Genomic DNA, 26,460 nt, shown 5'->3' on the forward strand with positions numbered 1-26,460 from the left:
GTCTTGCTGGACTTCACCGATGCGCCGGTGGTCGCGTCGCGCGAGGTCGCCGACTGGTAGGTCAGGCCCGCGTCGACGACGCCGAACAACGTGACGGAGGATTGGGCAGAGGCCAGCCCGCAGACGGCCAGGGCAGCGAATGCCGTGAGGGTTTTCTTCATTCAGGGTTCTCCAGTTTCAGGTCTGATGCGGCCGTTCGGTATCGACCGGCTGTACGCATGGTTTCGTCCAAATCGGGAGGAATTTGGTGGATCGGTTCTCTGCCGCATCGAGTGTTGTGCGCGCACATCACACCGTGCGCGCATCGCGCGGCAGGCCGATCCGGAGGTCCTTCAAATTTCTCCCAATTCGCCTGAAAAGATCCACGCATGACGAAGCTGGAGACTCACAGGTGAAGCGTTCACGAATCCTGATGGCGGCGATGTGCGGTGCATTGGCCATCGCATGCGCCAGCACGAGCATCGCGATGGTTCACTCCACCTCGGTGCTCGCGGCGGGCATGTTCGTCGACCACAAGGCGCGTGCGCAAACACAAACGCAGGCGAGCGCGCAGCCTTGGTGGGCCGGCTTCGAGGACATCGCGATGAACCGGCTGATGGCCGCATCGCAGGGCGCCACCGAATCCGGCGTGGCCGCGGCCTACATCGCACTCAAGGTGAAGACGCTCGAGTTGCTCTATCTGGAGAACACGCACGCCGCAGTCGTGCGGCAGTCTGCGCTCATCCAGGGCAGCACGCTGCCGCACGACGACTTTGCGAAGCAGCTCGCAGCACGGCAGGCCAGCGCAGAGACAACCATCGGCAAGCTGAAGGCGCAGCGCGCCAACTACATCACGTACCTGGCCGCGCAATGCCACATGTCGGAAGCCTCAATGAATGAAATGCTTGCCGACGCACTGCACGACAAGGCGCTGCCCCGCTTCGCGGCCGAGGTGCCGCGCGAACTTCCGATGTCCGTGCTGGCCAACAGGAACGATATCAACCTGGCCGCTGCTCTTTACGGTGCGGACCCGGCCGCGATGCCCGCTGGCGTCATCGACGCGACGGACGAAGCGCAGGACATCGAAGTGCCCGGCGAGCCTCCCTACGCGCACGCGGTCGTGCAGGCGCGCGAGCAGGTCGCCGGGGCGCTGCACCGCCTGCGGATGCAGAGCGACATCGCGAACACCGCGTACGCGCGCGTCATGAATGCAAGGGCCGGCTTCGAGGCGTCGAAGCAGCATCGCGACCGCGGCGACATCTCCGAAGTGCAGCTGATGGAGGACTTCCAGGGCCTGTTGCTCGACCTGCACGTGCTTGCTGCGGCCAACGGCGAGCTGGCGCTCGCATGGGTCGTCCTCATGGGAAGCATCGGAAACGGCGCATCGATCGATGCGGTTGCGGGCGCGCGATCGGCGCAGGCCGAGCAATTGCCGTTTCTGCACAAAGTCTCCCGAAAGTTGCGCAATCCTTGAAGTTCGAAGGAGCCTTACATGACCACTGCCTTGCACAAAGTTTCCGCCCGCCCGTTGCTCACGCTGGCCGGCCAAGGACATCAGAAGCCGGACACCGCCGCGCTCGCACGCCGCGTGTGCGCTCCGGACGGCGAGCCGGCGAGCAGCATGGCAACCACGCTCGGCATGCAGCAGCTCACCAGCGCATTCCAGCCCGCGTTCGGGCGGCTGCACGTGCTGCGGGACCTCGTCATTCCCATGTACGAAGGCAGCGCCGTGCCCACGGCCCGCTTCGACGTGGCGCTGGTGTGCGAGGCTGGCGTGTACCTGTTCGAGGTAAAGGGCTGGCGCAACGCGGTGGTGTACCGCAAGACCTCGGCCCAGGCGCTGCCGCGCTGGTTCCTGCGCCAGCATGGGCATTCGCTGGCGCGCGAGGTGAAAGACCCGGCCTGGCAGTGCGGCCGCAAGACCACGCACCTGCGCAGCCTGATGCCGCCCGACCTGCGCGTGCAGTACTTCGTGCTGCTGCCGTTCGAGGGCGTCGAGCTCGAAGGCGTGATGCCGTCCGTCGTCATCACGCCGCAGGACCTGCCCTATATCGCGCGCGTGGCGCGCAACAACGGGCGCACCGAGCAGGGCTACCCGCTGCTCGACGACGCCGCCATCGACCGCACGCTGCGGCTGCTGACCGACCTGCAGGGCGACCTGACGGTCGACGACCACATGAAGAACTGCCGCGACAGGAGCACGCAGGCCCCGGCCAGGGCGGCGCATCCGGGCGTCCTGAAACTTCAGTGACGCGATGAGCCGCATCCTGCTGGTGGAGGAAGGGCGCGAGGCCGCGTCGGTGCTGCTGGACGAGCTGCATCGCGCCGGGCACGAGGTCGACCACATCGACGACGGCGCGGTCGCGCTGCATCGCGTCCTGACCTCGCCGCCGGCACTCACCCTGCTCGACGTCGAACTGCCGCATGTCAGCGGCCTGCAGATCCTGGAGAAGGTCCGTGCACGCAGCGACCACCCGATCATCATGCTGACGGCGCGCGGCGACGAAGCCGACCGGCTGCGCGGCTTCGAGCTGGGTGCGGACGACTACGTGTGCAAGCCCTTTTCCCCGAAGGAAGTCGCGGTGCGCATCCACGTGGTGCTGCGGCGCTATGCGCAGCGCCGCAGCGTCGTGCGCCCTTCGGTGCCGATCACCTTCGGGGCGGTACGCGGCTGCGCGATTCTCGACGGGCACTACCTGCCGCTGACGCGCCGCGAGTCGCTGCTGCTGCGCGCGCTTTCGCAGGAGCCCGGGCGGGTGCTGACGCGCTCGAAGCTGCTCGAGGCCGCGTTCCCGGAGGCGCTGGACGTCAACGAACGCGTGGTCGACACCCACATCAAGAACCTCAGGAAGAAGCTGGCCACCGTCTCGACCGCGCACGACTGGATCCGCTCGGTCTACGGCGTGGGCTTTGCATGGGAATCGCAGGCCAGGCAAGGCGCCTGACCCGACGCCGGCTTCCAAGAAATCTTCTCTCATGAAACTACGCTGGCGCGGTTTTCCGCTGCCGCCGATGGTGTTGCTGTCGCTGCTCCTGCTGCGCCCGCAGGCGGCCTCGGCACAGGACACATGGACCGAGGCGCCGATGATGCTGCGCCGCACGCCGCAGCTCGCGGAGACCATCCCGCCAACCGAGCGAGGCTCGCGCCCGAGCCTGGTCGACGGCGACAGGCTCAGCGGGCGCCCGGACCTCGAAGTGGTGGTCGAAGGCAACGCCTCGCTGCGGCGCGGCGACACGCGCATCACGGCCGACCGGCTCGAATACCAGCCGCCAGGCGACCTCGCCACGGCCATCGGCAGCGTGCACCTGAACCAGGCCGGCAACGTGTACGAAGGCCCCGAGCTGCACCTGAAGGTCGAGAGCTTCGAGGGCTTCTTCGATCACGTGCGCTACACGCTGCTGGCCAACGGCGCGCACGGCGAGGCCGAGCGCATCGACTTCGTCGACCCCAAGGTGTCTGTGGCGCGGCACGCCACCTACACCACCTGCCTGCGCGAGAACTACGCGGGCTGGATGCCCGCGTGGATGCTCACCGCCGTCACGCTGACCACCGACACCGAGAGCAACGTCGCAATCGCGACCGATGCGCAGATCAACTTCCTCGGCGTGACGACGCCCTCGCTGCCATCGGTGAGCTTTCCGCTCAACAACGCGCGCAAGAGCGGCCTGCTGCCGCCGGTGATCGGCTTCGACAGCACCAATGGCTTCGAGTACCTGCAGCCCTGGTACTGGAACATCGCACCGAACCGCGACCTCACGCTGTACCCCGAGATCATGAGCAGCCGGGGCGTGAACCTCGGCACCGAGTTCCGCTACCTCGAGAAGACCTACAGCGGCCAGATCCGCATCGACGAAATGCCCGGCGACAGCCTGCGCGACCGCAACCGCTGGGGCCTGTGGGCCAAGCACACCCAGCAGTTCGACCCCAAGCCCTTCGGGCTCGACTCGCTGAGCACCTCGTTCAACATCAATCGCGTGAGCGACGACGACTACTGGCGCGACTTCTCGCACACGCCCACGCTGACCTCGCGCACGCTCACGAACGAGGCCGACCTCAACTGGAGCAAGGGCGACTGGAGCGGCCAGGCGCGCACCCTCTCCTACCAGACGCTGCAGTACGCGGCCTCGCCGATCACGCCCTCGTACAACCGCGTGCCGCAGATCACGGCCAACTACAACAAGTACGACTGGCACGGCCTCGACGTGTCGGGCACGCTCGACTACACGCGCTTCGAGGTCGATTCGGCCTACTCGCCCACGCTCAACGGCATCAAGCAGCCCAACGGCGAGCGCGTGGTCGGCAACCTGCAGATCAGCCGCCCGTGGGTCACGCCGGGCGGCTACATCATTCCCAAGCTGCTGCTGCACACGGCCGCCTACCAGCTCGATTCGCCGCTGGCCAGCGGCGCGACCTCCATCAGCAGCGTGGTGCCGACCGTGAGCCTGGACAGCGGCCTGGTGTTCGAGCGCGACGCCAACCTGTTCGGCCGCGCCTGGCGGCAGACGCTGGAGCCGCGCGCCTTCTACGTGCACACACCCTACCGCGACCAGAGCCAGCTGCCGGTGTACGACACCGCCGCCAACGACATCAGCTTTGCCACGCTCTACACCGAGAACGCGTTCTCGGGCAACGACCGCATCTCCGACACGAACACGCTGACCACGGGCGTGAGCACGCGCCTGATCGACCCGGCCACGGGCGCCGAGTCGGCGCGCTTCGGCATCGCGCAGCGCTTTCGCTTCAGCGACCAGAACGTCACGCTGCCGAGCGGCACCGCCGTGACCGACCGCACGGGCGACTTCATCGTCGGCGGGCTGGTGCACTGGAACCCGAAGTGGAGCATCGACGGCGTCGCGCAATACAACATGGACACCGGCAAGAGCTCGCGCGACGCGCTCACCCTGCGCTACACGCCCGCGCCGTATCACACGCTCACCGCAGCCTACCGCTACCAGGCGGACAGCAGCACGACCGCGAACGACGGCACGAAGACGATCGACTTCAACTGGCAATGGCCGCTGAGCGAGCTGACGAGAGGGCTCTTCGGCGAAAGAAAACCCGGCGACCCGGGGCGCTGGTATGCGGTGGGGCGGCTGAGCTACAGCCTGCACGACCGCGCGATGTCGGACAGCCTGATCGGCGCGGAGTACAACGCCTGCTGCTGGGTCGGGCGCGTCGTGCTCGAACGGCTGGTGTCGGGCCGCACGACGCCGGACACGCGGCTGATGTTCCAGATCCAGTTCAACGGCTTCGGCAACGTCGGCTCGAACCCGACGAGCACGCTGCTGCAGAACATTCAGGGCTACCAGCCGCTGAATTCGCAGACGCAGGAACCGAGCCGTTTCACCAACTACGACTGAGTGCTCTTGTGGTCTTGTTCAGGGCGTGTGCACAGGCCACCGGGTACTCCCCTCCGCGAATGTCCCCCGGCCTGCGGCCTCCTCCTTTATTTCGCTGCGGGGAGCACCCGGTGTCCTGTGCACTGGACACGCTGCTGGTTTGCGGCCGATCAACCAGTGCTCTGATCGATCACGCCGATGGGGTGCCTTGCGCAGCGAAATAAAGGAGGAGGCCGCAGGCCGGGGGACATTCGCGGAGCAAGGTACCCCGTCGGCGTGACAGTTCGAACTTCAGGTCAGCCAGCGGCGTGACCTTCTCTTCGCGCACCATCTTGTATTCAGTGTTCGGCCCCAGCCACTTGGCCCAGATGCGGTCGAGCTCGCCCGACTTCTCCAGCGCATAGAGCGCGCCGTTCACCTTGGCCAGCAGCGCGGGCTCGTCCTTCTTCATGCCGATGCCGATGGGCTGCAGCACCATCGGGTCCTTGATCATCTTCAGCGCCACGCCTTCGGTCTTCGACTGGTTGACCAGCTTGGTGATGGTCATGGTGTTGGCGACCATGCCGACCGACTTGTTCTGCTGTACCGCCATGAAGGCCGAGCCCGTGTCCTGGAAGGTCACCGGCTCCGAGCCGTTCATCTTGATCGACAGCTCGGAGGTGGAGCCCTTGGTCGAGCTCAGGCGCTTGCCCTTGAAGTCGGCCTTGGCCGTGCCGGGGTCGGAGGCCTTCACGGCCAGCATTTCCTTGGCCACGTAGTACGGGTCGCTGAACTGGATCTGCTCGCCACGGCTCTTGGTGTAGGCCAGGTTGGCGATGGTCACGTCGACGCGGCCGAGCTTCACCTCGGGCACGCGCGCTTCCACCGACAGCGGCGTGACCTTGGCGGTGAGGCCGAGCTCCTTGGCCACGGCATGGCACAGGTCGACGTCGTGGCCCACCATCTCGCGCGTCTTCGGGTCGGGTGCGGCGAACGGGGGCACGTCGGCGAAGGTGCCGCACTTGAGTTCCTTGCGCTGGGCAATGTCGCTCCACTGGTCGGCATGCGCCTGCAGGGACGACGCAGCAAGGCAGGCGCCGATGGCGGCGAGGCGGAAGACGGTCTTGTTCGACATGGTGGACTCCTGGGAGATTGCGAAGGGAAACGCGGGTGGGGATTCAGTGCGCGCGCAGGTCCGACAGGAAGCGCTGCGCGCGCGGATGCTGCGGACTGCCGAAGAAGGTGGCGGGGTCGGCCGTTTCGAGGATGCGCCCCGCGTCCATGAACCAGACGCGGTCGGCCACCTCGCGGGCGAAGTTCATCTCGTGCGTGACGCACATCATCGTCATGCCGTCGTGCGCCAGCCCGCGCATCACCGACAGCACCTCGCCGACCATCTCGGGGTCGAGCGCACTGGTGGGCTCGTCGAACAACATGGCGGGCGGCTCCATCGCCAGCGCGCGGGCAATTGCCACGCGCTGCTGCTGCCCGCCCGACAGCTGCGCCGGGTACGCGCCCGCCTTGTTCGACAGGCCGACGCGTTCGAGCAGCTGCCCGGCCTTGGCCTTCGCGTCGACACGCTTCACGCCGAGCACCCGCATCGGCGACAGCATGATGTTCTCCAGCACCGAGAGGTGCGGGAACAGGTTGAAGCTCTGGAACACAAAGCCGATGCGGCTGCGCAGCTTGTTCAGGGCCTTGCTGCTCATGGGCGCATGGATGTCGTGGCCGTCGAACAGCAGCTTCCCCGACTTCACTTCCTCCAGCCGGTTCACGGTGCGGATCAGCGTCGACTTGCCGGAGCCCGAGGGCCCGCAGACCACCACGACCTCGCCCTTCTTCACCTCGGCGTTGATGTCGGCCAGCGCCTGGTAGTCGCCGTACCACTTGTTGATGTTCGAGAACAGGATCATGGTGTCGTCCTTGGCGGGCACTGGTTGCCCTGCGGGGTGTGGAACGGGCGTCATGGCTGCGTCACCACAGGGGTCGGGAGCGGCGCGCCGTCTTCGGCGGACTTCACCGCCGCGGCGCCGAGCCGCTTGTACGCGATGCGCCGCTCCAGCCATTGCGCGAGCTGCGTCAGGCTGAAGCAGACGACGTAGTAGGTCATCGCCAGGATGAAGAACACCTGGAACGGCTTGGTCAGCAGCTGGTTGTTGATCTGGTTGGCCGCGAAGGTGAGTTCCTGCACGTTGATCACGTAGCCCAGCGTGGTCTCCTTGATGGTGGAGATGAACTGGCTCAGCATGCTCGGCAGCATGTTGTAGAGCGCCTGCGGCAGGATCACGTACCACATGGTGCCCAGGTGGCTGTGGCCCAGCGCGCGCGCCGCCTCGCCCTGGCCCTTGGGCAGCGACTGGATGCCGGCGCGCACCACCTCCGACAGGTAGGCGCCTTCGTAGATCACCAGCGTGCACAGCATGGTGGTGAAGCCCGACACGTCCCGCCCGATAAGGATCGGCACCAGGAAGTAGACCCACAGGATCACCATCAGCAGCGGCACGCCGCGCACGACGTACACCAGCACGGCAGCAGGCCAGTTCAGCAACCGCCAGGGCGACAGCCGCGCCAGCGCGAGCAGCACCGACAGCGGGAAGGCCAGCACGATGCCCAGCACCGACAGGATCAGCGTGGCGACGATGCCGCCGAGCGGGCCGGTGGGGTACTGCCCGACCAGCAGCAGCAGCCAGTTGTCGCGAAGAATTTCGTAGACGCTGTACATCGGGTGCCTCGCTTACCTTGCACCGGCGATGCGGTAGCGCCGCGCCAGCCATCCGCCCACGGCCATGATGATCAGCGAGCACAGCAGGTACAGCACCGTCGCCACACTGTAGGCCTCGAAGGTGCGAAAGCTCTGGCTCTCGATTTCCTTCACCGCGTGCGTCAGCTCGGCCACGCCGATGGCCATGGCCAGGCTGCTGTTCTTGAAGAGCGACACGCTGTGGTTGACCAGCGCCGGCACCGCGTTGCGGATGGCCTGCGGCAGCATCACGTGGCGCATCGAGCCGATATAGCCGTGGCCCAGCGCACGCGCCGCCTCGGCCTGCCCGGCGGGAATGGCGCGCAGGCCGGAGCGCATGTCTTCGCTGAAGTACGCCGCTTGGCACAGCCCGAGCGCGACGATCGACAGCAGCCGCTCGGCGTTGTGCACCGACAGCCAACCCTGCAGCGCGTCGGGCAGCAGGCTGAAGATGCCGAAGTACCAGAACATGAGCTGCACCAGCGTGGGCACGTTGCGGTGGTAGGAGACGTAGCCGGCCACCACGCGCTCTGCGATGCGGTTCGGCGTGAGCCGCACCACCAGCAGCACGATGGCCATGGTCATGGCGAGCAGCCACGAGCCCGCCGCGATCTTCAGCGTCTCCTGCAGGCCGTGCAGCAGCATGGCGCCGAACTCCGGTTTCAGCAGGATCGCCAGCAGGTCGAAGTCCTTCATGGGCTGTTCCTTTGCGTGGCTGCCGGGGCTGCTGCCGCTCAGGCCTGCGGCGCTTCCGGCCGGGTGGTCGACAGGCCGCCGGGCACCTGCAGCGTGGGCGTGATTTCCATGTGGCCCACATTCACCGCGATGGGCGCCGCGATGGCGAAGGCGATGGCGCTGGCGATGTCCTCTGCCTGCGGCAGCTCGAAGCCCTCCACGAAGCGCTTGTAGGTGTCCTCGGAGTCGCCGTGCACGTGCGCGAAGATGTCGGTGGCCACGCGCCCCGGGCAGATCTCGGTGACGCGCACGCGCTTGCCGAAGCAGTCGATGCGCAGCTGGCGCGACAGCATGCTCACCGCCGCCTTGGTCGCGTGGTAGGTGCTGTTGCCGCCGAAGTTGTAGGCCGCGGCGATAGAGCTGATGTTGACCACGTGCCCGCGGTCGCGCGCCGCCATGCCGGGCACCACGAGCCGGCACAGGTGCAGCACGGCGCGCAGGTTGACGTCCACCAGCAGGTCGATGCCTTCGGCGTCGGCCTTGAGGATGGAGCCCGGGCGGTCCACGCCGGCGTTGTTGACCAGCACGTCGAATTCGATTTCCCTGGTCAGCCGCGTGACCGCCTCGAGGTCGCTGACGTCGATGGCGTGCGGCACGCAGCCGGTGCGCGCGGCCAGGTCGGCCAGCTTGTCGGCGCTGCGCGCGAGCGCATGCACCTGCAGGCCCTCCTTGCTGAGGCGCTCGACGACGGCGGCGCCGATGCCCGACGAGGCTCCCGTCACCAGCGCGGTCTTGTAGTCGGAAAACGGCATGTTGTGTTCTTTCGTTGAGACGGCAGACGTCTGCCTGGAATTCACTGTAGCCAGCGCCCGTGCGCGGCGCCAAGACGGAATGGCTGTGGAGAGATAAGCCGCCCTTATGTCGCCCGGCATCCGTGCATATGACTAAGGGTAAGCACCATGTTCGTGCCCTTGCGCTCCGTCAGATCGATTGCCTGGAGATCGGCACCACGCGCCCCGCCAGCTCGACCACGCCGCGCACGGCGTGCGCCAGCTCCACCGCGCCGGGGGTGTCGCCGTGCAGCAGGATCGAATGCACACGCATCGGAATCTTCTTGCCGGTGACGCTGGTGACGGTGCCCTCTTCGAGAAGCTGGCGCACGCGCGCCAGCACCGCGTCGCGGTCGTGGATGACGGCGCCGGGCAGCTTGCGCGGCACCAGCAGGCCGTCGTCTCCGCAGGCGCGGTCGGCCAGGAAGGTGGTGCGCACGCGCAGGCCGCAACGTTCGGCGGCATTCTCGATGGCGCGGCTGGCCGAGGTGCTGACGGTGAGCGTGGGGTCGAAGTCGGCCACGGCGCGCACCAGCGGCTCGGCCAGCGCGGCGTCGGCGGCGGCCATGTTGCCGAGCGCGCCGTGGAAGCTCATGTGCGTCATGCGGTGGCCGGCGGTGCGGGCCATGCCATCGAGCGCGCTGAGCTGGTAGAGCACATAGGCCACCAGTTCCTTCGTCTCGATCTGCATCTGCCGGCGGCCGAAACCCATCAGGTCGGGAAAGCCCACGTGCGCGCCCACATCGACGCCACGCTGGAGCGCCATGCGAACGGTGCGGTCCATGATGACCGGGTCGCCCGCGTGGAAGCCGCAGGCCACGTTGGCGGAGGAGACGATGTCCAGCAGGGCTTCGTCCTCACCCATGCGCCAGGGGCCGAAGCCTTCGCCGAGGTCTGCGTTCAGGTCGATGTCCATGGGGGTGTCCTTCACGTCTTTTCACAGGGGGTGCAGGTCGACCAGCGGCGTGCCGTGGCCGACGGTGGCGGCATCGTCGACACGGATGTGTTCGACGATGCCGGGCTGCGGTGCGGTCACCGGCAGCAGCAGCGGGCCGATCTTCAGGAGGCCTACGGTCTGGCCGGCCTCCACGCGCTGGCCGATGCGCACCAGCGGTGCGGCGGCCAGCGGGTGGCTGTGCAGGAATACGCCGAGCGAGGGGGCGTGGATCGGCAGGAGTTCCGGCTCCTCTGCTTCTTCCACCGGCAGTTCAACGATGCTGTCGCCCAGCCGGCCGAGGCGCAGCGTGCCTGCAGGCGTACGCAGTTCGAGCAGGCCGATGTCGGTGCCTGACAGCCAGGCAGCCAGCTGCGGGATGCGGAGTGCGGTGTCCTGCATGTCAGTTCCTTCGGGGGTGCGTGCACAGGCCACCGGGTACTCCCCTCCGCGAATGTCCCCCGGCTTCGCCTCCTCCTTTATTTCGCTGCGGGGAGCACCCGGTGCCCTGTGATCACGCTGGCGGGGTGCCTTGCGCAGCGAAATAAAGGAGGAGGCCGCAGGCCGGGGGACATTCGCGGAGCAAGGTACCCCGTCGGCGTGAGCGCCCCCCGAACAAGCAGCACAACGAACAGAAAGACAGCTTTTCATCGAGGCGCACTCCGATGCAGCTCCACCACGCGCGCCACCTTGTCGAGCCAGGCGCGTACTTCGTCGAGTGCGTCCAGCGCCTCGTCCCACGTGGTTTCGATGAAGCGCATGCGGCTGCCGATGGACGCCTGGCCGAGGCGCCACATGTCGGCCTCGATCACTGTGCCGAACTTGGGGTAGCCGCCTGACGGTTGGGCATCGCGCATCTGGATGATCGGCTGGCCGCTGTGCGGCACCTGGATGACGCCGGGGACGATGCCGTGCGAGCGCAGTTCCATCGGCGCGATGGGGCGCAGCGGCTCGCCTTCGAGGCGGTAGCCGTAGCGGTCGCTCTGCGGGGTGATTTTCCATTCGGCGGACCAGAAGGCGTGGCGCGAAGCCGGCTCGAAGGCCATGTACTCGGCGGCGGGCAGCACGCGCACGGCCGCGACGCCGTCGCGCTGCAGCGGCAGCGCGAGCGCGGGCGGCACGAGGCCGAAGCCGGTGCGGCAGGCGCTGCCCGCACCGGCGGCGCGAAGCACGTCGCCCTTGCGCAGCGCGCGCCCTTCGTGCCCGCCGAAGGCACCGCGCAGTTGCGTGCTGCGCGAGCCCAGTACCTCGGGCACGTCGATGCCGCCAGCCACGCACAGCACGGCGCGGCTGCCGCGCTGCGCGCCGCCTTGCGGCAGGCCCAGCGTGAGCACCTGGCCGGCGCGCGCCTGGTGCACCCACCAGGGCAGCAGCGGTTGCTCGTCGAGGCGGGCGGCGCAGTCGGCGCCCGTGAGTGCGAACGCGCAGTCTTCGGCGAAACGGACCTTGAACGGGAACACCGGCACCTCGATGGCGGCGGCGCCCAGTTCGTTGCCCAGCAGCAGGTTGCCGGCGGCCAACGCGAGGTTGTCCATGGCGCCGGAGGTGCCGACGCCCCAGCGCAGGCTGCCGGTGCGCCCCAGGTCCTGCACGGTGGCGAGCGCGGCCGAGGAAAGGATTTCGATCATCGGACGATGCCCTCCACGCGGAAGCGGATCATGTCGCCCGGCTGCAGCATGGCGGGCGGGTCCTGCGCCGGATCGAAGAACACCATCGAGGTACTGCCGATGGTGTTCCAGCCGCTGGGGCCAGCCGATGCCGACACGCCGGTCTGCGCGCCGCCGATGGACACCGCGCCGCCCGGAATGCTCAGCACCGGCACCTTGCGGCGCGGCGTCGCGATGCGCGGGTCCATGCCTCCCAGGTAGCAGTAGCCAGGGTGGCTGCCCAGCGCGTACACCGGGTAGAGCGGCGCGCTGTGCAGCTCGACGATGGCATCGATGCCCAGGCCCGTGTGCGCCATCACGTCGGCCATGTGCGGGCCGCCCTCGCCGCCGTAGACCACCGGGAGTTCGACCACGCGGCCTTCGCGCGGCATGGCGGTGGCGGAGTCCCAGGCGTCGCACAGGCGCGTGCGCAGCGCATCGAGGTGGCGCGGCGCGCGCGTGAAGGTGAGCATCAGGTTGTTCATGCCGGGCACGGCCTCGCGCACTTCGGGCCAGGTCTCGGCCTCGTGGGCCAGCGCCCAGATGCGCTGCTGCGAGGGCAGGCTCATGTCGCCGGGCGCTTCGAACAGCAGCGCGGTGGTGCCCAGCAGGCTGGTGGACGGTGAGGTCGAAGATGTCTGTGCGCTCACGCCGCGCTCCTTTGCTGCAGCCAGCGTTCGAGGTGGTGGATGTCGACGCCGCCCGCGGCAAAGCCCTCGTCGCGCAGCAGCGCGCGGTGCAGCGGCACGTTGGTGGCAATGCCTTCGATGCGCGTCTCGGCCAGCGCAAGGCGCATGCGGTCGAGCGCATCGGCGCGGGTGTCGCCGTGCACGATGAGCTTGGCGATCATCGAGTCGTAGTACGGCGGCACGCGGTAGCCGGCGCCCGCGTGCGAATCGACACGCACGCCGAAGCCACCGGGCACCTGCCAGCCGGTAATGCGGCCGGGCGCGGGCGCGAAGGTGTCGGGGTTCTCGGCATTGATGCGGCACTCGATGGCGTGGCCCTGGCAGCGCACGTCGGCCTGCGCGAGCAAGAGGCGCTCGCCGCGCGCCATGCGCAGCTGCTGCTGCACGATGTCGATGCCGGTGGTCATCTCGGTCACCGGGTGCTCGACCTGCAGGCGCGTGTTCATCTCGATGAAATAGAAGGCGCCCTTCTCGTAGAGAAACTCGAAGGTGCCCACGCCGCAATAGCCGATCTGCCGGCATGCGGCCGCACAGCGCTCGCCCACTTCGGCCATCAGCGCGTCATCGATACCGGGCGCGGGCGCCTCCTCGATCACCTTCTGGTGGCGGCGCTGCAGCGAACAGTCTCGGCTGCCCAGCCACACGGCGTTGCCATGGCTGTCGGCCAGCACCTGGATCTCGACGTGGCGCGGGTGCAGCAAGAACTTCTCGATGTAGACCTCGGGGTTGCCGAAGGCCTGGCGCGCTTCCTCGCGCGTGAGGGCCATGGCGTCGAGCAGCGCGGCTTCTTCGTGCACCACGCGCATGCCGCGGCCGCCACCGCCGCCCGCGGCCTTCACGATCACCGGGTAGCCGATGCCGCGTGCCAGGGCGAGCACGGCGACCGGGTCCTCGGGCAGCCCTTCGTCGGGACCGGGCACGCAGGGCACGCCGGCCTTGCGCATCGCACGCTTGGCCGAGACCTTGTCGCCCATCGTGCGGATGCAGGCGGCACTGGGCCCGACGAACACGAGGCCCGCTTCCTCGACGCGTGCGGCGAAGCCCGCGTTCTCCGAAAGAAAGCCGTAGCCGGGATGGATCGCCTGCGCGCCACTCACCTCGGCGGCGAACAGGATGGCGGACTGGTTCAGGTAGCTCAGGCCCGGCGCCGCCGGCCCGATGCACAGCGCCTGGTCGGCCTGCGCGACGTACATCGCATCGCGGTCGGCCTCGGAGTGCACGGCCACCGTGCGCAGGCCGAGGCCGCGGCAGGCGCGCTGGATGCGCAGGGCGATCTCGCCGCGGTTGGCGATGAGCACGGTATCGAACATCGCGCGTGCCTCCTCATTCGAAGCGGAACAGGGGCTGCCCCGCTTCCACTTCCTCGCCCGATCGCACGAGCACCTGACGCACGGTGCCCTCGCGCTCGGCGCGGACCTCGTTGAACATCTTCATCGCCTCGATCACGCACAGCAGCTGGCCCGCTTCCACGGCCTGCCCAGGCTGCACGAAGGGCGGCTCGCCGGGCGCGGGCTGCAGGTGCACCACGCCGTGCAAGGGGGCGAGGCATTCGGCAGCGTCGAGCGGCGCTGCTTCTTCAGGGGAGTGCCTCGGCGCCCTGCGCGCGGCAGGCTGCCTCGGCGCAGCGGACGCGCCCGCCAGCGCCGACAGCTTCACCAGCCGCAGCGTGCTGCCGTTCTCGCTGAATTCCAGCTCGGCCAGGTCCGATGCGGCCAAAGCGTCGATGAGCGTCTTGATCTGTTCCTGCTTCATGCCGGGGCTGTGGTGGCCGACGCGTTCCGCGAACGCGTGACGGCATGCATGAAAGGTAACGGGCCATGGGCACAAAGCCCAAGACGGAATGGCTGTGCCGGGATAAGGCCGGCTTATGACAGCGCGGCAAGCTCGGGTTCGGGCGTCGACGCAACCTTGCCGGCCAGGTCGACCACGAGTTCGAGCAGGATGTCCTTCACGGCCTGCGCGGGTTCGGACAGCGGCAGATGGTCGGACTGGCACAGCGCCAGCGGCGCCTCGATGACCGGGTCGACGATAGGGAATTGCCAGGCTCCGCAGCTCGCGACCACCTCGCGCGCCATCGACGCGGGCAGGATGGTGGCGCCCAGCCCGTCGGCAATGGCGGCCGTGAGCGTGAAGGCCGATTCGATCTCCGCCACCACGCGCGGCACCATGCCCGCGCGCACGAAGGCCGCGTCGACCAGCTTGCGCACCACGTTGTACGGGCGCGGCAGAAAGAGCTCGATGTCGCGCAGGTCGGCCAGCTTCACCGGCTGCGAGGGCGCCGGCATCGCGGCCGGCCCGACCAGGAATAGCGGCTCCTTGAGCAGCGGCACGAAGGTGAGGCCATGGATGGCCTTGTCGCCATAGAGCACGGCCAGGTCCATGCGGCCGTTCATGATGAGTTCGCTCAGCGTGGTGCCGTAGTTCTCGTTCAGGTAGAGCAGGATGCCGGGGTGGCGCGCGCGCACGGTGCGCAGCAGCGGCAATGACAGCGCCGACGCGGCCGTGCCGGGCGCAAGCCCCACCGACACCTGGCCCGAGAGCCCCTCGCCGGCTGCCTCCATGTCGACACGGGCCTGCTCGCACTGGCGCAGGATGATCTGCGCATGGCGGTACAGCACCTTGCCGGCCTCGGTGGGCGTTACGCCGCGCTTGGTGCGCACCAGCAGCTGCTGGCGCACCTCACCCTCGAGCGTGGCCAGTTGCTGGCTCAGCGCGGGCTGGGCAATGAAAAGGACTTCGGCCGCCTGCGTGAGGCTGCCGATGTCCACGATCTTCACGAAATATTTGAGGCGTCGCAGGTTCACGCCTTGTCCCCGAAGCAAAAGCCAAGCCTAGCACCGCCCCTGCGCGGCCGGTAGGGGGACTCACCATAAGCTGCGCCTATACGACCAGTGAAAAGTCGTCTTGGCCTCGCCCGATCGATGTGCGTACCGTTCGGTCCATGCAAGCCACCACCTCCCGCATTGCCGCCCGCGTACGGCGCATCAAGCCCTCACCCAGCACCTCGGCCGCCGACCGCGCCAACGAACTGCGCAGGCAGGGCAAGTCGATCGTGAACCTCGTGGTGGGCGAGCCCGACTTCGACACGCCACCCCACATCCGCCAGGCCGCGGCCGCTGCCATCGAGCGCGGCGCCACGCGCTACACGCTGATGGCGGGCACGGTGGAGCTGCGCGAAGCCATCGCCGCCAAGCTCGAGCGCGAGAACGGCCTGCGCTACGCGATGAACGAGATCATCGCCACCAGCGGCGCGAAGAGCGCGATCTACAACGCCTTTGCCATCACGCTGGAGCCGGGCGACGAGGTGATCATTCCCGCGCCCTACTGGGTGTCGTACCCCGACATGGTGCTGGCCTGCGAGGGCACGCCCGTCACCGTGGCCTGCCCCGAGGTGAACGGTTTCAAGCTGACGCCCGCGCAGCTGGAGGCGGCCATCACGCCGCGCACGCGCTGGCTGCTGATCAACTCGCCGAGCAACCCGACCGGTGCCAGCTACACGGCGGCCGAATACCGCGCGCTGGCCGAGGTGCTGCAACGCCATCCGCACGTGATGGTGATGACCGACGAGATCTACGAGCACATCCGCTTCGACGGCGAGACGACGCCTCACATCCTCGTGGAAGCGCCCGCGCTGCGCGACCGCACGCTGATCGTGAACGGCGTCTCCAAGACCTACGCGATGACGGGCTGGCGCATAGGCTATGCGGCCGGGCCGGTGGACCTGATCAAGGCACTGGACACCCTGCTGTCACAGTCCACCGGCAACTGCTGCTCGGTGAGCCAGGCAGCCGCCGCGGCCGCGCTGAACGGCGACCAGAGCTTCGTGGCCGAGAGCGTGGCCGTGTACAGGCAGCGGCGCGACCGCACGCTGGCGCTCATCAACGCCATTCCCGGCCTGGGCTGCGCCACGCCGCCCGGCGCCTTCTACCTCTACATCAACTGCGGCGGCCTGATCGGCAAGACCACGCCCGAGGGCAAGCGCCTGGCAGAAGACGGCGACGTGGTGATGTACCTGCTCGAAAGCGAGGGCGTGGCCGTGGTCGCGGGCACCGCATACGGCCTGTCGCCGTACTTCCGCCTGTCCATCGCCACGTCGATCGAGACGCTGGAAGAAGGCTGCAAGCGCATCGCGCGCGCCGTGGCTGCACTGCACTGAATTCACAAGGACGAACCCATGCCCTACAAAGCCATCCGCAAGAACCCGTCGGCCCCGCAGGTGGCGCCGCACATCATCGCCGCGCTGCACGACATCCCGGTGGCCGCGCTCAGCGACAACATGCACCGCAACATCGGCAGCGTGGGCCTGCAGCCGTACCACCGCCCCGGGCACAAGACCATGGCGGGCACGGCTGTGACCGTGAAGACGCGCGGCGGCGACAACCTCACGCCGATGCGCGCCTTCGAGTTCTGCCGGCCCGGCGACGTGCTGGTGATCGACGCGGGCGGCGACGTCACGAACGCAGTGATCGGCGGCATCCTGTCGTTCTATGCCGCGACCATCGGCACCGTGGGCCTGGTGCTCGACGGCGCCGTGCGCGACGTGGCCGAGATCCGCGAGCGCGACTACCCGGTGTACGCGCGCGGCGTGAACCACCGCGGCCCGTACAAGGACGGCCCCGGCGAGATCAACGTGCCGGTGTCGGTGGGCGGCATGATCGTGAACCCGGGCGACATCGTGGTGGGCGACCAGGACGGGCTGATGGCCTTCTCGCCCGACGAGGCCGAGCTGCTGATCGAGAAAGCCCGCGCGCACCTGGAGACGGAAGCGCGCACCATCGCGGCGATGAAGGAAGGCCGCTGGGACCGCAGCTTCCTTGATGCACTCGAGGCGCGCTGCGCCAACTGAAACGGACTGATCAGCGGGTCTCGCTGACCAGCCCCCACAACGCCTCGGCCACCGGCGCCATCTGCGCCTGCTGGCGGTACAGGCGGATATCCACCGGCACGCGCCAGCCGCCCGCGCCGGCATCGACCAGCGCGCCGCTGCGCAGGTCTTCCGCCACCAGGCTCATCGGCAGCCACGCGAGGCCGCGGCCCTCGAGTGCCATGGTGCGCAGCAGCGCGGCATGGTGGGCCGTGAAGACCACCGACAGCGACGCGGCGAAGTCCTTGCCGAACTCGCTGTCCTGGATCGCTCGCATGATCCGCCCCAGGCCCGAGGCCTCGCTGTAGGCCAGCACGGCGGGCGACCGGCCCGTGCCGAGCACGTGCAGCGGCGCGCCCTTCGCGTCCGCCGCGGACACCGGCACCAGCACGTCTTCGCTCAACCGCTGCACCGGGTACTGCGCCTCGTCGAGCCGCCCCGGCGCGCCCGCATGGCCGTGGCACAGCACGAACTGCACGCGGCGCTGCAGCATCAGGTCTTCGCAGGCGTACGAACTGTCGGAGACGGTCTGGATCGGGCCCATGTGCAGGCGTGATTCGACAGTGCCGAGCCAGCGCGGGAAGAAGGTCAGCGACAGCACGTGCGTGGCTGCAAAGCTCAGGCTGGCTGCGTCGAGGTCGTGCGCGGCGCGAGCCTTGATGCGCGCGGCCTGCAGGCCGGCAAGCACTTCCTGCAACAGGGGCTGGAAGCGTTTGCCCGCCGCCGTGAGCGCCGTCGGGTGCGCGCTGCGGTCGAACAGGTCGACGCCGACCCATTCCTCCAGCGAGCGAATGTGGCGGCTGAAGGCGGGCTGCGCGATGGAGCGCGCCTGTGCCGCACGCGAGAAATTGCCGGACTCGGCCAGGGCCAGGAAATCTTCCAGCCATTCGAGGTCGAGCGGTCGATTGCCAGGGCCCATGCGCAGCGCGGTCGGTTGAATAGTTGTATGCGATTCGAGTATTGGACGGCCCACGCCCCGCCGGCAAAAGATGCACCCATTCCTGCACCTTGAACCACCACGGAGACACAGCATGCCTTCCATCGCGAATTATCGCGGGATCATTCCCGCCATTTCCTGCCCCTTCACGGCCGACCACCGCATCGACGAACCCGCGCTGCGCAAGCTGGCCTCGTGGCTCGCGGGGCACGACGGCGTGGTGGCGATCATGACCAACGGCCACACCGGCGAAGTGTTCTCGCTGACGCCATCCGAACGCGCCGAAGTGACGCGCATCGTGGCCGACGAGCTGCGCGGCCGCATGCCGGTGATCTCGTCCATCGTGTGCGAAGGCCTGGCCGAGGCCGCCGAGCACGCCCGCGCGGCCCAGGCCGCCGGCGCCGTGGCGCTCGACGTGATGCCGCCGCACCACTGGCTGCGCTTCGGCTTCACGCCCGGCCATGCGCTGCAGTACTTCGAGGCCATTCACCGCGCCGCGCCGGAGCTGGACCTGGTCTGCCACGTGTACCCGGCGTGGACGCGCGCCTCCTACTCGTCGCAGCTGCTGGCGGAGCTGGCCCGCCTGCCCTACCTGCAGGCCTTCAAGGTGGGCCAGCGCGATATGAACAAGTACGCCCGCGACATCCAGGCGATCCGCGAGGCCGATGCGTCCAAGGCCATCCTGACCTGCCACGACGAGTACCTGCTGGCCTCGATGGTGCAGGGCGTCGACGGCGCGCTGGTCGGCTTCGCGACCTTCATCCCGCAACTCATCATCGACCTGTGGAACGCCGTGAAGGCCGGCGACCTGAAGAAGGCGATGGCGGTGCAGGCGCTCATCACGCCGCTGAAGGACGCGGTGTACGGCGGCGGCGAGCCGACCGGCGAGGCGCATGCGCGCATGAAGGGCGGCATGTTCCTCGCCGGCGTGCTCGACAACGCCACCGTGCGTCCGCCGACAGAGGCGCCGAACGCACGCGAGATGGATGCGCTGCGCGCCGCCGTCGAGCAGGCAGGCCTCTCGAAGCGCTGAACCCACGGGGCCGCGGTGCCCCGATGAAAACCACAAGGAGACAAGAGACATGCAACGCAATCATTTCCTGCGCACCGCGCTGGCCGCCCTCGCGCTGGCCGCCGCATCCACCACCGGCTTCGCGCAGACCTGGCCCAGCCGGCCGGTGCGCATGGTGATCCCGTTTCCGCCGGGCGGCACGCTCGACACCATCGGCCGCCTGCTGGCGCAGAAGCTCGGCGAGCAGACGGGCCAGAGCTTCATCGTGGAGAACCGCGCCGGGGGCAACGGCGTCATCGGCGCCGACGTGGTGTCGAAGGCGCCGGCCGACGGCTACACGCTGCTGTTCAACGCCTCGACCTTCACCACCGCGCCGATGACCATGAAGTCCGTGCCCTACGACGTGGTGAAGGACTTCACGCCGGTGGCGCTGGTGGCGAAGGCGCCGCTGTCGGTGGCCGTCAACAAGAACCTGCCGGTGAGCGACGTGAAGTCGCTCATCGCGTATGCCAAGGCGCACCCCGGCAAGATGACCTTCGCGGTGGGCTCGATCGGATCGGCGGGCCACCTGTCGACCGAGCTGCTCAAGCGCGCGGGCGGCGGCCTCGACTACCTGATCGTGCCGTACAAGGGCACCGCGCCTGCGTTCCAGGACCTGATCGGCGGGCAGATCGACGGCTTCATCGACCCTATCCTCGGTTCGCTGCAGTACCACAAGAGCGGCATGCTGAAGGTGATCGCCGTCACCTCGGCCGCGCGCGCCGCGAGCCTGCCGAACGTGCCCACGGTGGGCGAAAGCATCCCGGGCTACGAGTTCTACAGCTGGTACGGCCTGTGGGGTCCGGCGAAGCTGCCGGCCGCCGTCACGCAGCGGCTGAACGCCGAGGTCAACAAGGCGCTGGGCACAGACATGCGCGAGACGCTGAACGCGCAGGGCCTGCTGCTCACGCCGGGCAGCGTGGACGATTTCGTCAAGTTCCAGCAGGCCGACATGGAACGCTCGAAGAAGATCATCGTGGAGGGCAACATCCATGTCGAATGAGGCCGCCCCGCCCCTGCCTCCACACGCTGTGGTGACGGGCAGCAGCGGCGGCATCGGCCGCGCCATCGCCTCGCGGCTGCTCGAAGACGGCTGGCGCGTGAGCGGGATCGACCTGGCCGCGCCCACGCTGACCCACGCGGGCTTCGTGCATGTGGCAGTCGACCTGTGCGATGCCGGTGCCATCGCGCGTGCGACGGGCGACTTGCAGGACGCACAAGCGCTCGTGCACGCGGCCGGCGTGCTGCGCGTCGGCCCGCTGGGCGCGCTCGACCACGCGGGCGGCGAGCTGATGTGGCGCCTGCATGTCGATGCGGCCACGCGGCTGGCCGACGCGCTCGTGCCCGCGATGGCCGCGCGCGGCCGCGGCCGCGTGGTGTTCGTCGGCAGCCGCGTCGCGCAGGGCCTGCCCGGCCGCGGCCAGTACGCAGCCACCAAGGCAGCGCTGATCGCGCTCGCGCGCAGCTGGGCCGCGGAGGTCGCGGCGCAGGGCGTGACCGTCAACGTGGTGTCGCCCGGCGCCACGCAGACCTCGATGCTGCAGGACCCGGCCCGCGCGGGCAGCGCGCCGCGCCTGCCGCCCATCGGCCGGCTGATCCAGCCCGAGGAAATCTCCGCGCTCGCGGCCTTCCTGCTGTCGCCGCACGCGGCGGCCATCACGGGGCAGGACATCGCCATCTGCGGCGGCTCGTCGCTGCACCGCTGAACTGTCTCCTCTTTCTTCTCCAGAACCACCGACCATGAAAATCGTCAACATCCTCGAGTCCACGCGTCCCATCAAGTCGGACATCCGCAACGCCTACATCGACTTCTCGAAGATGACCCTGAGCCTCGTGGCCGTGGTCACCGACGTGATCCGCGACGGCAGGCCCGTCGTCGGCTACGGCTTCAACTCCAACGGCCGCTACGGCCAGGGCGGGCTGATCCGCGAGCGCTTCCTGCCGCGCCTGCTCGAGGCCGAGCCGGCGTCGCTGCTCGACGAGACCGGCGACAACCTCGATCCGCACAGGATCTGGGCCCGCATGATGATCAACGAGAAGCCCGGCGGCCACGGCGAGCGCTCGGTGGCCGTGGGCACCATCGACATGGCCGTGTGGGACGCCACCGCCAAGATCGCCGGCAAGCCGCTGTACCAATTGCTCGCGGAGCGCTACGGCACCGGCACGCCGGACCCGCGTGTGTTCGTGTACGCGGCCGGCGGCTACTACTACCCCGGCAAGGGCCTGGAAGGCCTGCAGCGCGAGATGACCAGCTACCTGGAGCGCGGCTACTCGGTGGTGAAGATGAAGATCGGCGGCGCCACGCTGGCCGAAGACTGCGAGCGCATCGAGTCGGTGCTGAAGATCCTCGGCCCCGGCCAGCAGCTGGCGGTGGACGCCAACGGCCGCTTCGACCTGCAGACGGCCGTCGACTACGGCCGCGCGCTGTCGCAGTACCCGCTGTTCTGGTACGAGGAAGCCGGCGACCCGCTCGACTACGAACTGCAGGCCAAGCTCGGCGAGGTATACGCCGGCCCCATGGCCACGGGCGAGAACCTGTTCTCGATGCAGGACGCGCGCAACCTCATCCGCCACGGCGGCATGCGCCCCGACCGCGACTGGCTGCAGTTCGACTGCGCGCTGAGCTACGGGCTGGTGGAGTACCTGCGCACGCTCGAGATGCTGAAGGCACACGGCTGGTCGCCCTCGCGTTGCATTCCGCACGGCGGCCACCAGATGTCGCTGGCGATCGCGGCGGGCCTGGGGCTCGGCGGCAACGAGAGCTACCCCGACCTGTTCCAGCCCTACGGCGGCTTCCCCGACGGCGTGAAGGTGGACAACGGCTACGTCACGCTGCCGCCGCTGCCGGGCATCGGCTTCGAGGGCAAGGCGGACCTCATCGCCGAGATGCGCGCACTAGCAGCCTGAAAGCAAGCACGGCCGGTCTGTTCGTGGGGCACCGCGGAACCGGCTTTGCCGGCCTGCAGTTGTCGCCCCCGGCGAGGGGGTAGGAGAAGCGACACGAAGTGCGCGAAGCCTGGGGGAGTATCAAGGATGAAAGCCGGAGCGGCGCACGACCGGCTCCCATTGCTGGCGATAGTTCTTGAGCATCTGCGCGGTCTCGGCCGCGTTGCTCACCACGGACGTGATGTAGAGCGCGTCGGCCGCCTTCTGCAGCCCCGGGTCTTTCATGACGTCGCGAATCGCGTTGGCCAGCACTTGCACCTTGGCAGGCGCCATCGTGCTGGGCGCGAAGAAGGTGTTCCAGCCGTCGGCATCGATCTTCATGCCGGCTTCGCGGAAGGTGGGGACGTTGGGTGCGAAGCTCGCGCGCTTCTTGCCTGACGTGGCCAGGATGCGGATCTTGCCGGCCACGTGCTGCGGATAGAGCGAATCGAGCGTGTCGATCGCGATCGGCAGGCTGCCGCCGCTCAGGTCGGCCGACAGCGGCGCCGAGCCGCCATAGCCCTTGATCTCCGGCTGCACGCTCAGCGCATCGCCCACCATCAGGCCGAAGAAGTGGGGCAGGCTGCCCGTGGCCGGCACGCCGAAGACCGCCTCTTCAGGGTGCGCCCAGAGCCGGCCCACGAGGAACATCGCGCGGTCGAGCTGGAGCTTGTTGCCGACCGCCAGCGCAAAGTCGTAGCTGCTGACTTGCGAGACGGGCACGAAGTCCTTGTCGGGGTCGTAGCCCGCGTCCTTGAACACCAGCGGCGCGACCACCATCACGGCGGGGTTGCCAAGCATCAGCACGTTCTGCCCCGCGGGGGCGCGCTTCACTTCCCTGGCCGCGAGCCGGCCGCCCTCGCCCGGACGGTTTTCCACGCTCACCTGGATGCCGAGCTTCGGCGTCAGCCGCTCGGCGATCAGTCGCGCGATGCGGTCGGTGCTGCCGCCCGCGGCGTAGCCGACCACGAGCGTGAGCGGTCCGCCCTCCAGCGCGGCGGGCGCCTGGGCGTGGACCAAGGGAGCGCAAGCGGCCAGGGCGACGCCCCACGCCATGATGAGCTTGCGCCTGGAAAGAAATGCGGGCATCGGTTCTCCTGCGGGCAGTTGTCGTGAACGGGGGCACGCGCGGCTTTCACGGCGAAAATCGCGCGCCTGGACTGTTTCCATTCGTTCAAATTTGTTACCGGTTTATACGCATACACAAACAGTTGATCTAATTCACCATCCGTCCGCCGAGGCGGGCGAACCACATTTCCTGCCCCTTCTCCCTTCCGTCATTCCTATGCAACAAGCTTTTCCCGATGCAGCAGCGTTGCGCTCGCCCCGCTCCCTGGACGATCTGCTGCTGTACCGGCTGTCACGTGCCGTGCGCGCGGGCAGCGGCATGGCGACCCGCCTGGTCGAGGGGGGCTTCGGCATCACGCGCCGCGAGTGGGGCATGGTCGCCACGCTCGCGCAGGAGGGCGAGATGACCTCGTCGACGCTCGCCACGCACCTGCACCTGGACCGGGTGCGCACCTCGCGCGGACTGCGCAGCCTGGTCGAGAAGAAGCTGGTGGAGCGGCGGCAGGACGCGCAGGATCGGCGCGAGGTGCATGTGCAGCTGAGCGCTTCGGGCCGGCAGCTGTTCGGCCGGCTGTTTCCGCGGATCGCACAACTGAACACGGAACTGCTGGAAGGCATCGAGCCTGCGCACCTCGACATCTTCCTGCAGTGCCTGCGGCATCTGGAACAGCGTGGAGTGCAGTTGCTTGCACAGGGGGTGGTCGCGGAGAAGGCGGACCGCCGTTCGGGGGGAACGCGGCATCGGTGGCCGGAGCGCGGGGGCTGACGGCACCCTTGCATGGCCGCAATCGCGAACTAGACTGGACCATGAGGGCACCCGCGGTGCCGGGGGCCAAGGAGCGTGCCATGTACAAGCGTGTTCTTGTCCCGACCGACGGCTCCGCGCTGTCGGAGCAAGCGGTCAACACCGCCATCGAGCTGGCCTTGTTGACCAATGCGGAACTGGTGGGCGTCACCGTCGCGCACATCGAGCCCGTCGGCTACTTCGAAGGCTCGATGATGCTGAGCCAGCGGGACATCCAGGCCTCGCAAGCGCAAACCGACCAGGCCGCGCAGCACCTGGTCGACAGGGTCGCGGCCCTCGCGCTCGGCAAGGGGGTTCGCAACGCGCAAGCCATCGTCATGAAGTCGAACCAGGTCGCCGAAGCCATCATCGCGACCGCGAAGAACCAGCAGTGCGACCTGATCGTGATGGCCTCGCACGGGCGGCGCAGCTTGGCGCGCCTACTGATGGGCAGCGAGACGCTGCATGTGCTGACGCACTCGCACGTTCCGGTGCTGGTGCTGCGATAGGCAGCTCGCCGCTGGTGGCGCCCGTTCAGGCCAGGCTCGGTTCGCCGCCTGCCTGGGGCTCCCGAGCCTCCTGATCCAGCCATTGCAATTCACTCAGGAGGTACGGCCTGGAAAGAGTCATTCCGTCCAGCCGGACGCGCACGGCCAGGCCATAAACCTTGGTGATCGTTCCCGGCTTCCCCTGAAATTCCACCCGCGCCCCTCTTCGAACGGGGACCCTGAACTGGGCGTAGATTTCCTCGATATTCATCGCAAGGGCTCCTGTGAGCACTCCTGCCGAGGTACCGCGGTGGTTGTTGTGTGGTCTGGTCATTTCGTAGGGGGCAAGCAGCCGGTGGCTGCATCGCGGGGGCGTCATTCCGGATTCGGTTCCGCAGACGATGGGTCGCGGGGAGGACGCGAGCATGAAGACGTTTGAGGCTGAGCCACCGGCTCCTCATGCTCGGCAGCGCATTCCGCGTGTCCGACCGCGCATTCACGCTCGCCATCGGCCATGACCGCGCTCGGCGCCATGCCGAAACGAGTTCGAAAACGCCGAGAGAAATGCGCAGCCGATACAAAGCCGCAGCGGGCGCAGATCTCGCCGATCGTGGCGCTGCCGCGCCGGGCTCCTCGCAACAGGCCATGGGCCCGCTCCAGCCTGTGCGCCATCAACTCGGCGCCGAAAGTCGTTCCGTCCTGGGCCATCCGCGCATGCAGGCTGCGCACCGAGATGCCCAGCTTCTCGGCGACGACCTGGGGATTCAGGGCGGGATCGGCATACATCTGCTCGACGACCTGCCGCACCTTGCGCCTGAAGAAGCTGCGCTCCCTGCGAACCGTCGTCAGCTCCCCTTCCCTTGCGCCAAGAAGAACGGCGTGCACGGCCCCGACGAGCAGATCGGACAACCTCTCGGATTCGGCCTTTTCGAACGCATGCGGCCACGCGCTGAGCATGCGCATCTGGCCGGCCAGAAGGTGGAGTGCGGCGTTTTGCGGCTGGGGGCGGGCAATCAGGCTTTCAATGGCACTCGCGTGAGGACCCAGCGCCGCAAAGGGCACGGCCAACGCGAGCATGCTGACCGATTGCCGATGGTCGAGCCGGTATTCACGCCTGCCGTCGATCAGGAACGGCTGCCCCGGCGCCGCCTGCATGCCTCGTTCGAGTTGCAGAACGTCGCCTTTCCCCGAGGTATAGAGATCGATGAAGAGAAACGGCCGTTCGAGGCGCGCCAGGTCCGAGGGCGTGCACTCGACGTCGTGCGGCGAGCAGACCTGCACATGGTTGAGCGCCAGCTCCTCGAAGCCGCGCGTCGTGAGCGTGGCTTCGAAATCGTCGGGCCACGGCACGTTCGGGGTCACCGGCGTCTTCGCCTTCTGGCTCGCCTCGCGCCAGAATTCCGCTCGGCGCTTCGGCTCGATGTGCAGCGTCGACCATCGGTTGAAAATCATCGCGCGGCAGGGCGACCGAGGTCCGCGATCTGTTTTCGATCCGGCATCGGAATCACAGCCATTGCAGGGTGTGCCCGAT

29 protein-coding genes are annotated in these 26,460 nt (G+C 68.2%); 12 read left to right on the plus strand and 17 right to left on the minus strand.

All coding sequences use genetic code 11. The features are described 5' to 3' along the window. On the minus strand, positions 1–161 hold a 161-nt coding region (locus ASD05_RS29930; protein ID WP_157609959.1), incomplete at its 3' end, for a porin. 230 nt (positions 162–391) lie between these two features. Here ASD05_RS29930 and ASD05_RS05580 point away from each other — a divergent pair. Genes ASD05_RS05580 through ASD05_RS05595 form a run of 4 tightly spaced genes read left to right on the plus strand, consistent with a single transcriptional unit; the run spans position 392 to position 5,340 of the window. Then, complete coding sequence (locus ASD05_RS05580) at positions 392–1,453, plus strand: hypothetical protein (RefSeq protein ID WP_157609961.1); 1,062 nt, start codon at positions 392–394, stop codon at positions 1,451–1,453. Between the two features lie 18 nt (positions 1,454–1,471). After that, complete coding sequence (locus ASD05_RS05585; protein WP_056588851.1) at positions 1,472–2,230, plus strand: nuclease-related domain-containing protein; 759 nt, start codon at positions 1,472–1,474, stop codon at positions 2,228–2,230. Positions 2,231–2,234: 4 nt separating this feature from the next. Further along, positions 2,235–2,924: a response regulator transcription factor gene (locus ASD05_RS05590; RefSeq protein WP_056588854.1), complete on the plus strand. Its 690-nt coding sequence runs from the start codon at positions 2,235–2,237 to the stop codon at positions 2,922–2,924. Positions 2,925–2,955: 31 nt separating this feature from the next. Continuing rightward, positions 2,956–5,340, plus strand: a complete 2,385-nt coding sequence (locus ASD05_RS05595; RefSeq protein ID WP_082571966.1) for an LPS-assembly protein LptD — start codon at positions 2,956–2,958, stop codon at positions 5,338–5,340. A 169-nt stretch (positions 5,341–5,509) separates the two neighbouring features. On the opposite strand, the gene ASD05_RS05600 is transcribed toward ASD05_RS05595, so the two are convergent. The 12 genes from ASD05_RS05600 to nac form a co-directional block, all read right to left on the minus strand. After that, positions 5,510–6,433 carry an ABC transporter substrate-binding protein gene (locus ASD05_RS05600; RefSeq protein ID WP_235507862.1) on the minus strand — a complete coding sequence of 308 codons (924 nt, stop codon included), beginning with the start codon at positions 6,431–6,433 and terminating at the stop codon, positions 5,510–5,512. A 43-nt stretch (positions 6,434–6,476) separates the two neighbouring features. Further along, on the minus strand, positions 6,477–7,211 hold the full coding sequence (locus ASD05_RS05605; RefSeq protein ID WP_056589177.1) for an amino acid ABC transporter ATP-binding protein: 735 nt from the start codon (positions 7,209–7,211) through the stop codon (positions 6,477–6,479). Between the two features lie 50 nt (positions 7,212–7,261). Beyond that, positions 7,262–8,020, minus strand: a complete 759-nt coding sequence (locus tag ASD05_RS05610; RefSeq protein ID WP_056588857.1) for an amino acid ABC transporter permease — start codon at positions 8,018–8,020, stop codon at positions 7,262–7,264. A 12-nt stretch (positions 8,021–8,032) separates the two neighbouring features. Further along, positions 8,033–8,734: an amino acid ABC transporter permease gene (locus ASD05_RS05615; RefSeq protein ID WP_007829015.1), complete on the minus strand. Its 702-nt coding sequence runs from the start codon at positions 8,732–8,734 to the stop codon at positions 8,033–8,035. Positions 8,735–8,772: 38 nt separating this feature from the next. Continuing rightward, positions 8,773–9,525 (minus strand): SDR family oxidoreductase, encoded by a 753-nt coding sequence (locus tag ASD05_RS05620; RefSeq protein ID WP_056588861.1) that lies wholly within the window; start codon positions 9,523–9,525, stop codon positions 8,773–8,775. Between the two features lie 169 nt (positions 9,526–9,694). Then, complete coding sequence (locus ASD05_RS05625; RefSeq protein ID WP_056588864.1) at positions 9,695–10,459, minus strand: LamB/YcsF family protein; 765 nt, start codon at positions 10,457–10,459, stop codon at positions 9,695–9,697. Positions 10,460–10,480: 21 nt separating this feature from the next. Beyond that, the gene (locus ASD05_RS05630; RefSeq protein ID WP_056588867.1) at positions 10,481–10,879 is read right to left on the minus strand and encodes an acetyl-CoA carboxylase biotin carboxyl carrier protein; all 399 of its coding nucleotides are present in this window, start codon (positions 10,877–10,879) and stop codon (positions 10,481–10,483) included. A 245-nt stretch (positions 10,880–11,124) separates the two neighbouring features. Then, positions 11,125–12,105 carry a biotin-dependent carboxyltransferase family protein gene (locus ASD05_RS05635; RefSeq protein WP_056588870.1) on the minus strand — a complete coding sequence of 327 codons (981 nt, stop codon included), beginning with the start codon at positions 12,103–12,105 and terminating at the stop codon, positions 11,125–11,127. After that, positions 12,102–12,773 (minus strand): 5-oxoprolinase subunit PxpB, encoded by a 672-nt coding sequence (gene pxpB, locus ASD05_RS05640; RefSeq protein ID WP_056588874.1) that lies wholly within the window; start codon positions 12,771–12,773, stop codon positions 12,102–12,104. The genes ASD05_RS05635 and pxpB overlap by 4 nt, the downstream gene beginning before the upstream one ends. Continuing rightward, entirely contained in the window at positions 12,770–14,122 is a 1,353-nt protein-coding gene (gene accC, locus ASD05_RS05645; protein ID WP_056588877.1) for an acetyl-CoA carboxylase biotin carboxylase subunit, read from the minus strand. Before accC ends, pxpB begins: the two co-directional genes overlap by 4 nt. Before the next feature lie 13 nt (positions 14,123–14,135). After that, complete coding sequence (locus ASD05_RS05650) at positions 14,136–14,564, minus strand: acetyl-CoA carboxylase biotin carboxyl carrier protein (protein ID WP_056588880.1); 429 nt, start codon at positions 14,562–14,564, stop codon at positions 14,136–14,138. Between the two features lie 113 nt (positions 14,565–14,677). Beyond that, a complete protein-coding gene (gene nac, locus ASD05_RS05655) occupies positions 14,678–15,616 on the minus strand; it encodes a nitrogen assimilation transcriptional regulator NAC (RefSeq protein WP_056588885.1) in 939 nt (312 codons plus the stop codon). Between the two features lie 137 nt (positions 15,617–15,753). On the opposite strand from nac, the gene ASD05_RS05660 reads away from it, so the two are divergent. Both ASD05_RS05660 and ASD05_RS05665 read left to right on the plus strand, forming a co-directional pair. Then, positions 15,754–16,968: an aspartate transaminase gene (locus tag ASD05_RS05660; RefSeq protein WP_056588889.1), complete on the plus strand. Its 1,215-nt coding sequence runs from the start codon at positions 15,754–15,756 to the stop codon at positions 16,966–16,968. 18 nt (positions 16,969–16,986) lie between these two features. Further along, positions 16,987–17,658, plus strand: a complete 672-nt coding sequence (locus tag ASD05_RS05665) for an RraA family protein (protein ID WP_056588892.1) — start codon at positions 16,987–16,989, stop codon at positions 17,656–17,658. Between the two features lie 10 nt (positions 17,659–17,668). Here ASD05_RS05665 and ASD05_RS05670 read toward each other — a convergent pair whose 3' ends face one another. Beyond that, positions 17,669–18,595, minus strand: coding sequence for a LysR family transcriptional regulator (locus ASD05_RS05670; RefSeq protein WP_056588895.1), 927 nt, complete (start codon positions 18,593–18,595; stop codon positions 17,669–17,671). Between the two features lie 112 nt (positions 18,596–18,707). Between ASD05_RS05670 and ASD05_RS05675 the strand changes: the two genes are divergently transcribed. Genes ASD05_RS05675 through ASD05_RS05690 form a run of 4 tightly spaced genes read left to right on the plus strand, consistent with a single transcriptional unit; the run spans position 18,708 to position 22,571 of the window. Beyond that, complete coding sequence (locus tag ASD05_RS05675; protein WP_007829002.1) at positions 18,708–19,646, plus strand: dihydrodipicolinate synthase family protein; 939 nt, start codon at positions 18,708–18,710, stop codon at positions 19,644–19,646. Between the two features lie 49 nt (positions 19,647–19,695). Next, positions 19,696–20,667: a Bug family tripartite tricarboxylate transporter substrate binding protein gene (locus tag ASD05_RS05680; protein ID WP_056588898.1), complete on the plus strand. Its 972-nt coding sequence runs from the start codon at positions 19,696–19,698 to the stop codon at positions 20,665–20,667. Then, the gene (locus ASD05_RS05685) at positions 20,657–21,370 is read left to right on the plus strand and encodes an SDR family NAD(P)-dependent oxidoreductase (protein WP_056588900.1); all 714 of its coding nucleotides are present in this window, start codon (positions 20,657–20,659) and stop codon (positions 21,368–21,370) included. The genes ASD05_RS05680 and ASD05_RS05685 overlap by 11 nt, the downstream gene beginning before the upstream one ends. A gap of 34 nt (positions 21,371–21,404) precedes the next feature. Then, positions 21,405–22,571 (plus strand): mandelate racemase/muconate lactonizing enzyme family protein, encoded by a 1,167-nt coding sequence (locus ASD05_RS05690; protein ID WP_056588904.1) that lies wholly within the window; start codon positions 21,405–21,407, stop codon positions 22,569–22,571. Between the two features lie 120 nt (positions 22,572–22,691). Here the strand turns inward: ASD05_RS05690 and ASD05_RS05695 are convergent, their stop codons facing one another. Beyond that, entirely contained in the window at positions 22,692–23,678 is a 987-nt protein-coding gene (locus ASD05_RS05695) for a tripartite tricarboxylate transporter substrate-binding protein (protein WP_056588908.1), read from the minus strand. A 196-nt stretch (positions 23,679–23,874) separates the two neighbouring features. On the opposite strand from ASD05_RS05695, the gene ASD05_RS05700 reads away from it, so the two are divergent. Both ASD05_RS05700 and ASD05_RS05705 read left to right on the plus strand, forming a co-directional pair. After that, complete coding sequence (locus ASD05_RS05700; protein WP_056588911.1) at positions 23,875–24,423, plus strand: MarR family winged helix-turn-helix transcriptional regulator; 549 nt, start codon at positions 23,875–23,877, stop codon at positions 24,421–24,423. A gap of 80 nt (positions 24,424–24,503) precedes the next feature. Next, the gene (locus tag ASD05_RS05705; RefSeq protein WP_007828992.1) at positions 24,504–24,950 is read left to right on the plus strand and encodes a universal stress protein; all 447 of its coding nucleotides are present in this window, start codon (positions 24,504–24,506) and stop codon (positions 24,948–24,950) included. Positions 24,951–24,975: 25 nt separating this feature from the next. Here the strand turns inward: ASD05_RS05705 and ASD05_RS05710 are convergent, their stop codons facing one another. Together ASD05_RS05710 and ASD05_RS05715 are read right to left on the minus strand one after the other, a co-directional pair. Then, entirely contained in the window at positions 24,976–25,200 is a 225-nt protein-coding gene (locus ASD05_RS05710) for a hypothetical protein (RefSeq protein ID WP_056588913.1), read from the minus strand. Between the two features lie 104 nt (positions 25,201–25,304). Further along, entirely contained in the window at positions 25,305–26,381 is a 1,077-nt protein-coding gene (locus ASD05_RS05715; RefSeq protein ID WP_056588916.1) for a helix-turn-helix transcriptional regulator, read from the minus strand. Positions 26,382–26,460 lie beyond the last annotated feature (79 nt).

Origin of the sequence: Variovorax sp. Root434 (genome assembly GCF_001426595.1) — a bacterium.
GTDB lineage: Bacteria > Pseudomonadota > Gammaproteobacteria > Burkholderiales > Burkholderiaceae_C > Variovorax.

Bases quoted from the DNA above. Each gene is read 5' to 3' on its own strand.
- ASD05_RS05585 (WP_056588851.1), top strand. From the start codon at position 1,472: ATGACCACTGCCTTGCACAAAGTTTCCGCCCGCCCGTTGCTCACGCTG.
- ASD05_RS05590 (WP_056588854.1), top strand. From the start codon at position 2,235: ATGAGCCGCATCCTGCTGGTGGAGGAAGGGCGCGAGGCCGCGTCGGTG.
- ASD05_RS05595 (WP_082571966.1), top strand. From the start codon at position 2,956: ATGAAACTACGCTGGCGCGGTTTTCCGCTGCCGCCGATGGTGTTGCTG.
- ASD05_RS05600 (WP_235507862.1), bottom strand. From the start codon at position 6,433: ATGTCGAACAAGACCGTCTTCCGCCTCGCCGCCATCGGCGCCTGCCTT.
- ASD05_RS05605 (WP_056589177.1), bottom strand. From the start codon at position 7,211: ATGATCCTGTTCTCGAACATCAACAAGTGGTACGGCGACTACCAGGCG.
- ASD05_RS05610 (WP_056588857.1), bottom strand. From the start codon at position 8,020: ATGTACAGCGTCTACGAAATTCTTCGCGACAACTGGCTGCTGCTGCTG.
- ASD05_RS05615 (WP_007829015.1), bottom strand. From the start codon at position 8,734: ATGAAGGACTTCGACCTGCTGGCGATCCTGCTGAAACCGGAGTTCGGC.
- ASD05_RS05620 (WP_056588861.1), bottom strand. From the start codon at position 9,525: ATGCCGTTTTCCGACTACAAGACCGCGCTGGTGACGGGAGCCTCGTCG.
- ASD05_RS05625 (WP_056588864.1), bottom strand. From the start codon at position 10,459: ATGGACATCGACCTGAACGCAGACCTCGGCGAAGGCTTCGGCCCCTGG.
- ASD05_RS05630 (WP_056588867.1), bottom strand. From the start codon at position 10,879: ATGCAGGACACCGCACTCCGCATCCCGCAGCTGGCTGCCTGGCTGTCA.
- ASD05_RS05635 (WP_056588870.1), bottom strand. From the start codon at position 12,105: ATGATCGAAATCCTTTCCTCGGCCGCGCTCGCCACCGTGCAGGACCTG.
- accC (WP_056588877.1), bottom strand. From the start codon at position 14,122: ATGTTCGATACCGTGCTCATCGCCAACCGCGGCGAGATCGCCCTGCGC.
- ASD05_RS05650 (WP_056588880.1), bottom strand. From the start codon at position 14,564: ATGAAGCAGGAACAGATCAAGACGCTCATCGACGCTTTGGCCGCATCG.
- ASD05_RS05660 (WP_056588889.1), top strand. From the start codon at position 15,754: ATGCAAGCCACCACCTCCCGCATTGCCGCCCGCGTACGGCGCATCAAG.
- ASD05_RS05665 (WP_056588892.1), top strand. From the start codon at position 16,987: ATGCCCTACAAAGCCATCCGCAAGAACCCGTCGGCCCCGCAGGTGGCG.
- ASD05_RS05670 (WP_056588895.1), bottom strand. From the start codon at position 18,595: ATGGGCCCTGGCAATCGACCGCTCGACCTCGAATGGCTGGAAGATTTC.
- ASD05_RS05675 (WP_007829002.1), top strand. From the start codon at position 18,708: ATGCCTTCCATCGCGAATTATCGCGGGATCATTCCCGCCATTTCCTGC.
- ASD05_RS05680 (WP_056588898.1), top strand. From the start codon at position 19,696: ATGCAACGCAATCATTTCCTGCGCACCGCGCTGGCCGCCCTCGCGCTG.
- ASD05_RS05685 (WP_056588900.1), top strand. From the start codon at position 20,657: ATGTCGAATGAGGCCGCCCCGCCCCTGCCTCCACACGCTGTGGTGACG.
- ASD05_RS05690 (WP_056588904.1), top strand. From the start codon at position 21,405: ATGAAAATCGTCAACATCCTCGAGTCCACGCGTCCCATCAAGTCGGAC.
- ASD05_RS05695 (WP_056588908.1), bottom strand. From the start codon at position 23,678: ATGCCCGCATTTCTTTCCAGGCGCAAGCTCATCATGGCGTGGGGCGTC.
- ASD05_RS05700 (WP_056588911.1), top strand. From the start codon at position 23,875: ATGCAACAAGCTTTTCCCGATGCAGCAGCGTTGCGCTCGCCCCGCTCC.
- ASD05_RS05705 (WP_007828992.1), top strand. From the start codon at position 24,504: ATGTACAAGCGTGTTCTTGTCCCGACCGACGGCTCCGCGCTGTCGGAG.
- ASD05_RS05710 (WP_056588913.1), bottom strand. From the start codon at position 25,200: ATGAATATCGAGGAAATCTACGCCCAGTTCAGGGTCCCCGTTCGAAGA.
- ASD05_RS05715 (WP_056588916.1), bottom strand. From the start codon at position 26,381: ATGATTTTCAACCGATGGTCGACGCTGCACATCGAGCCGAAGCGCCGA.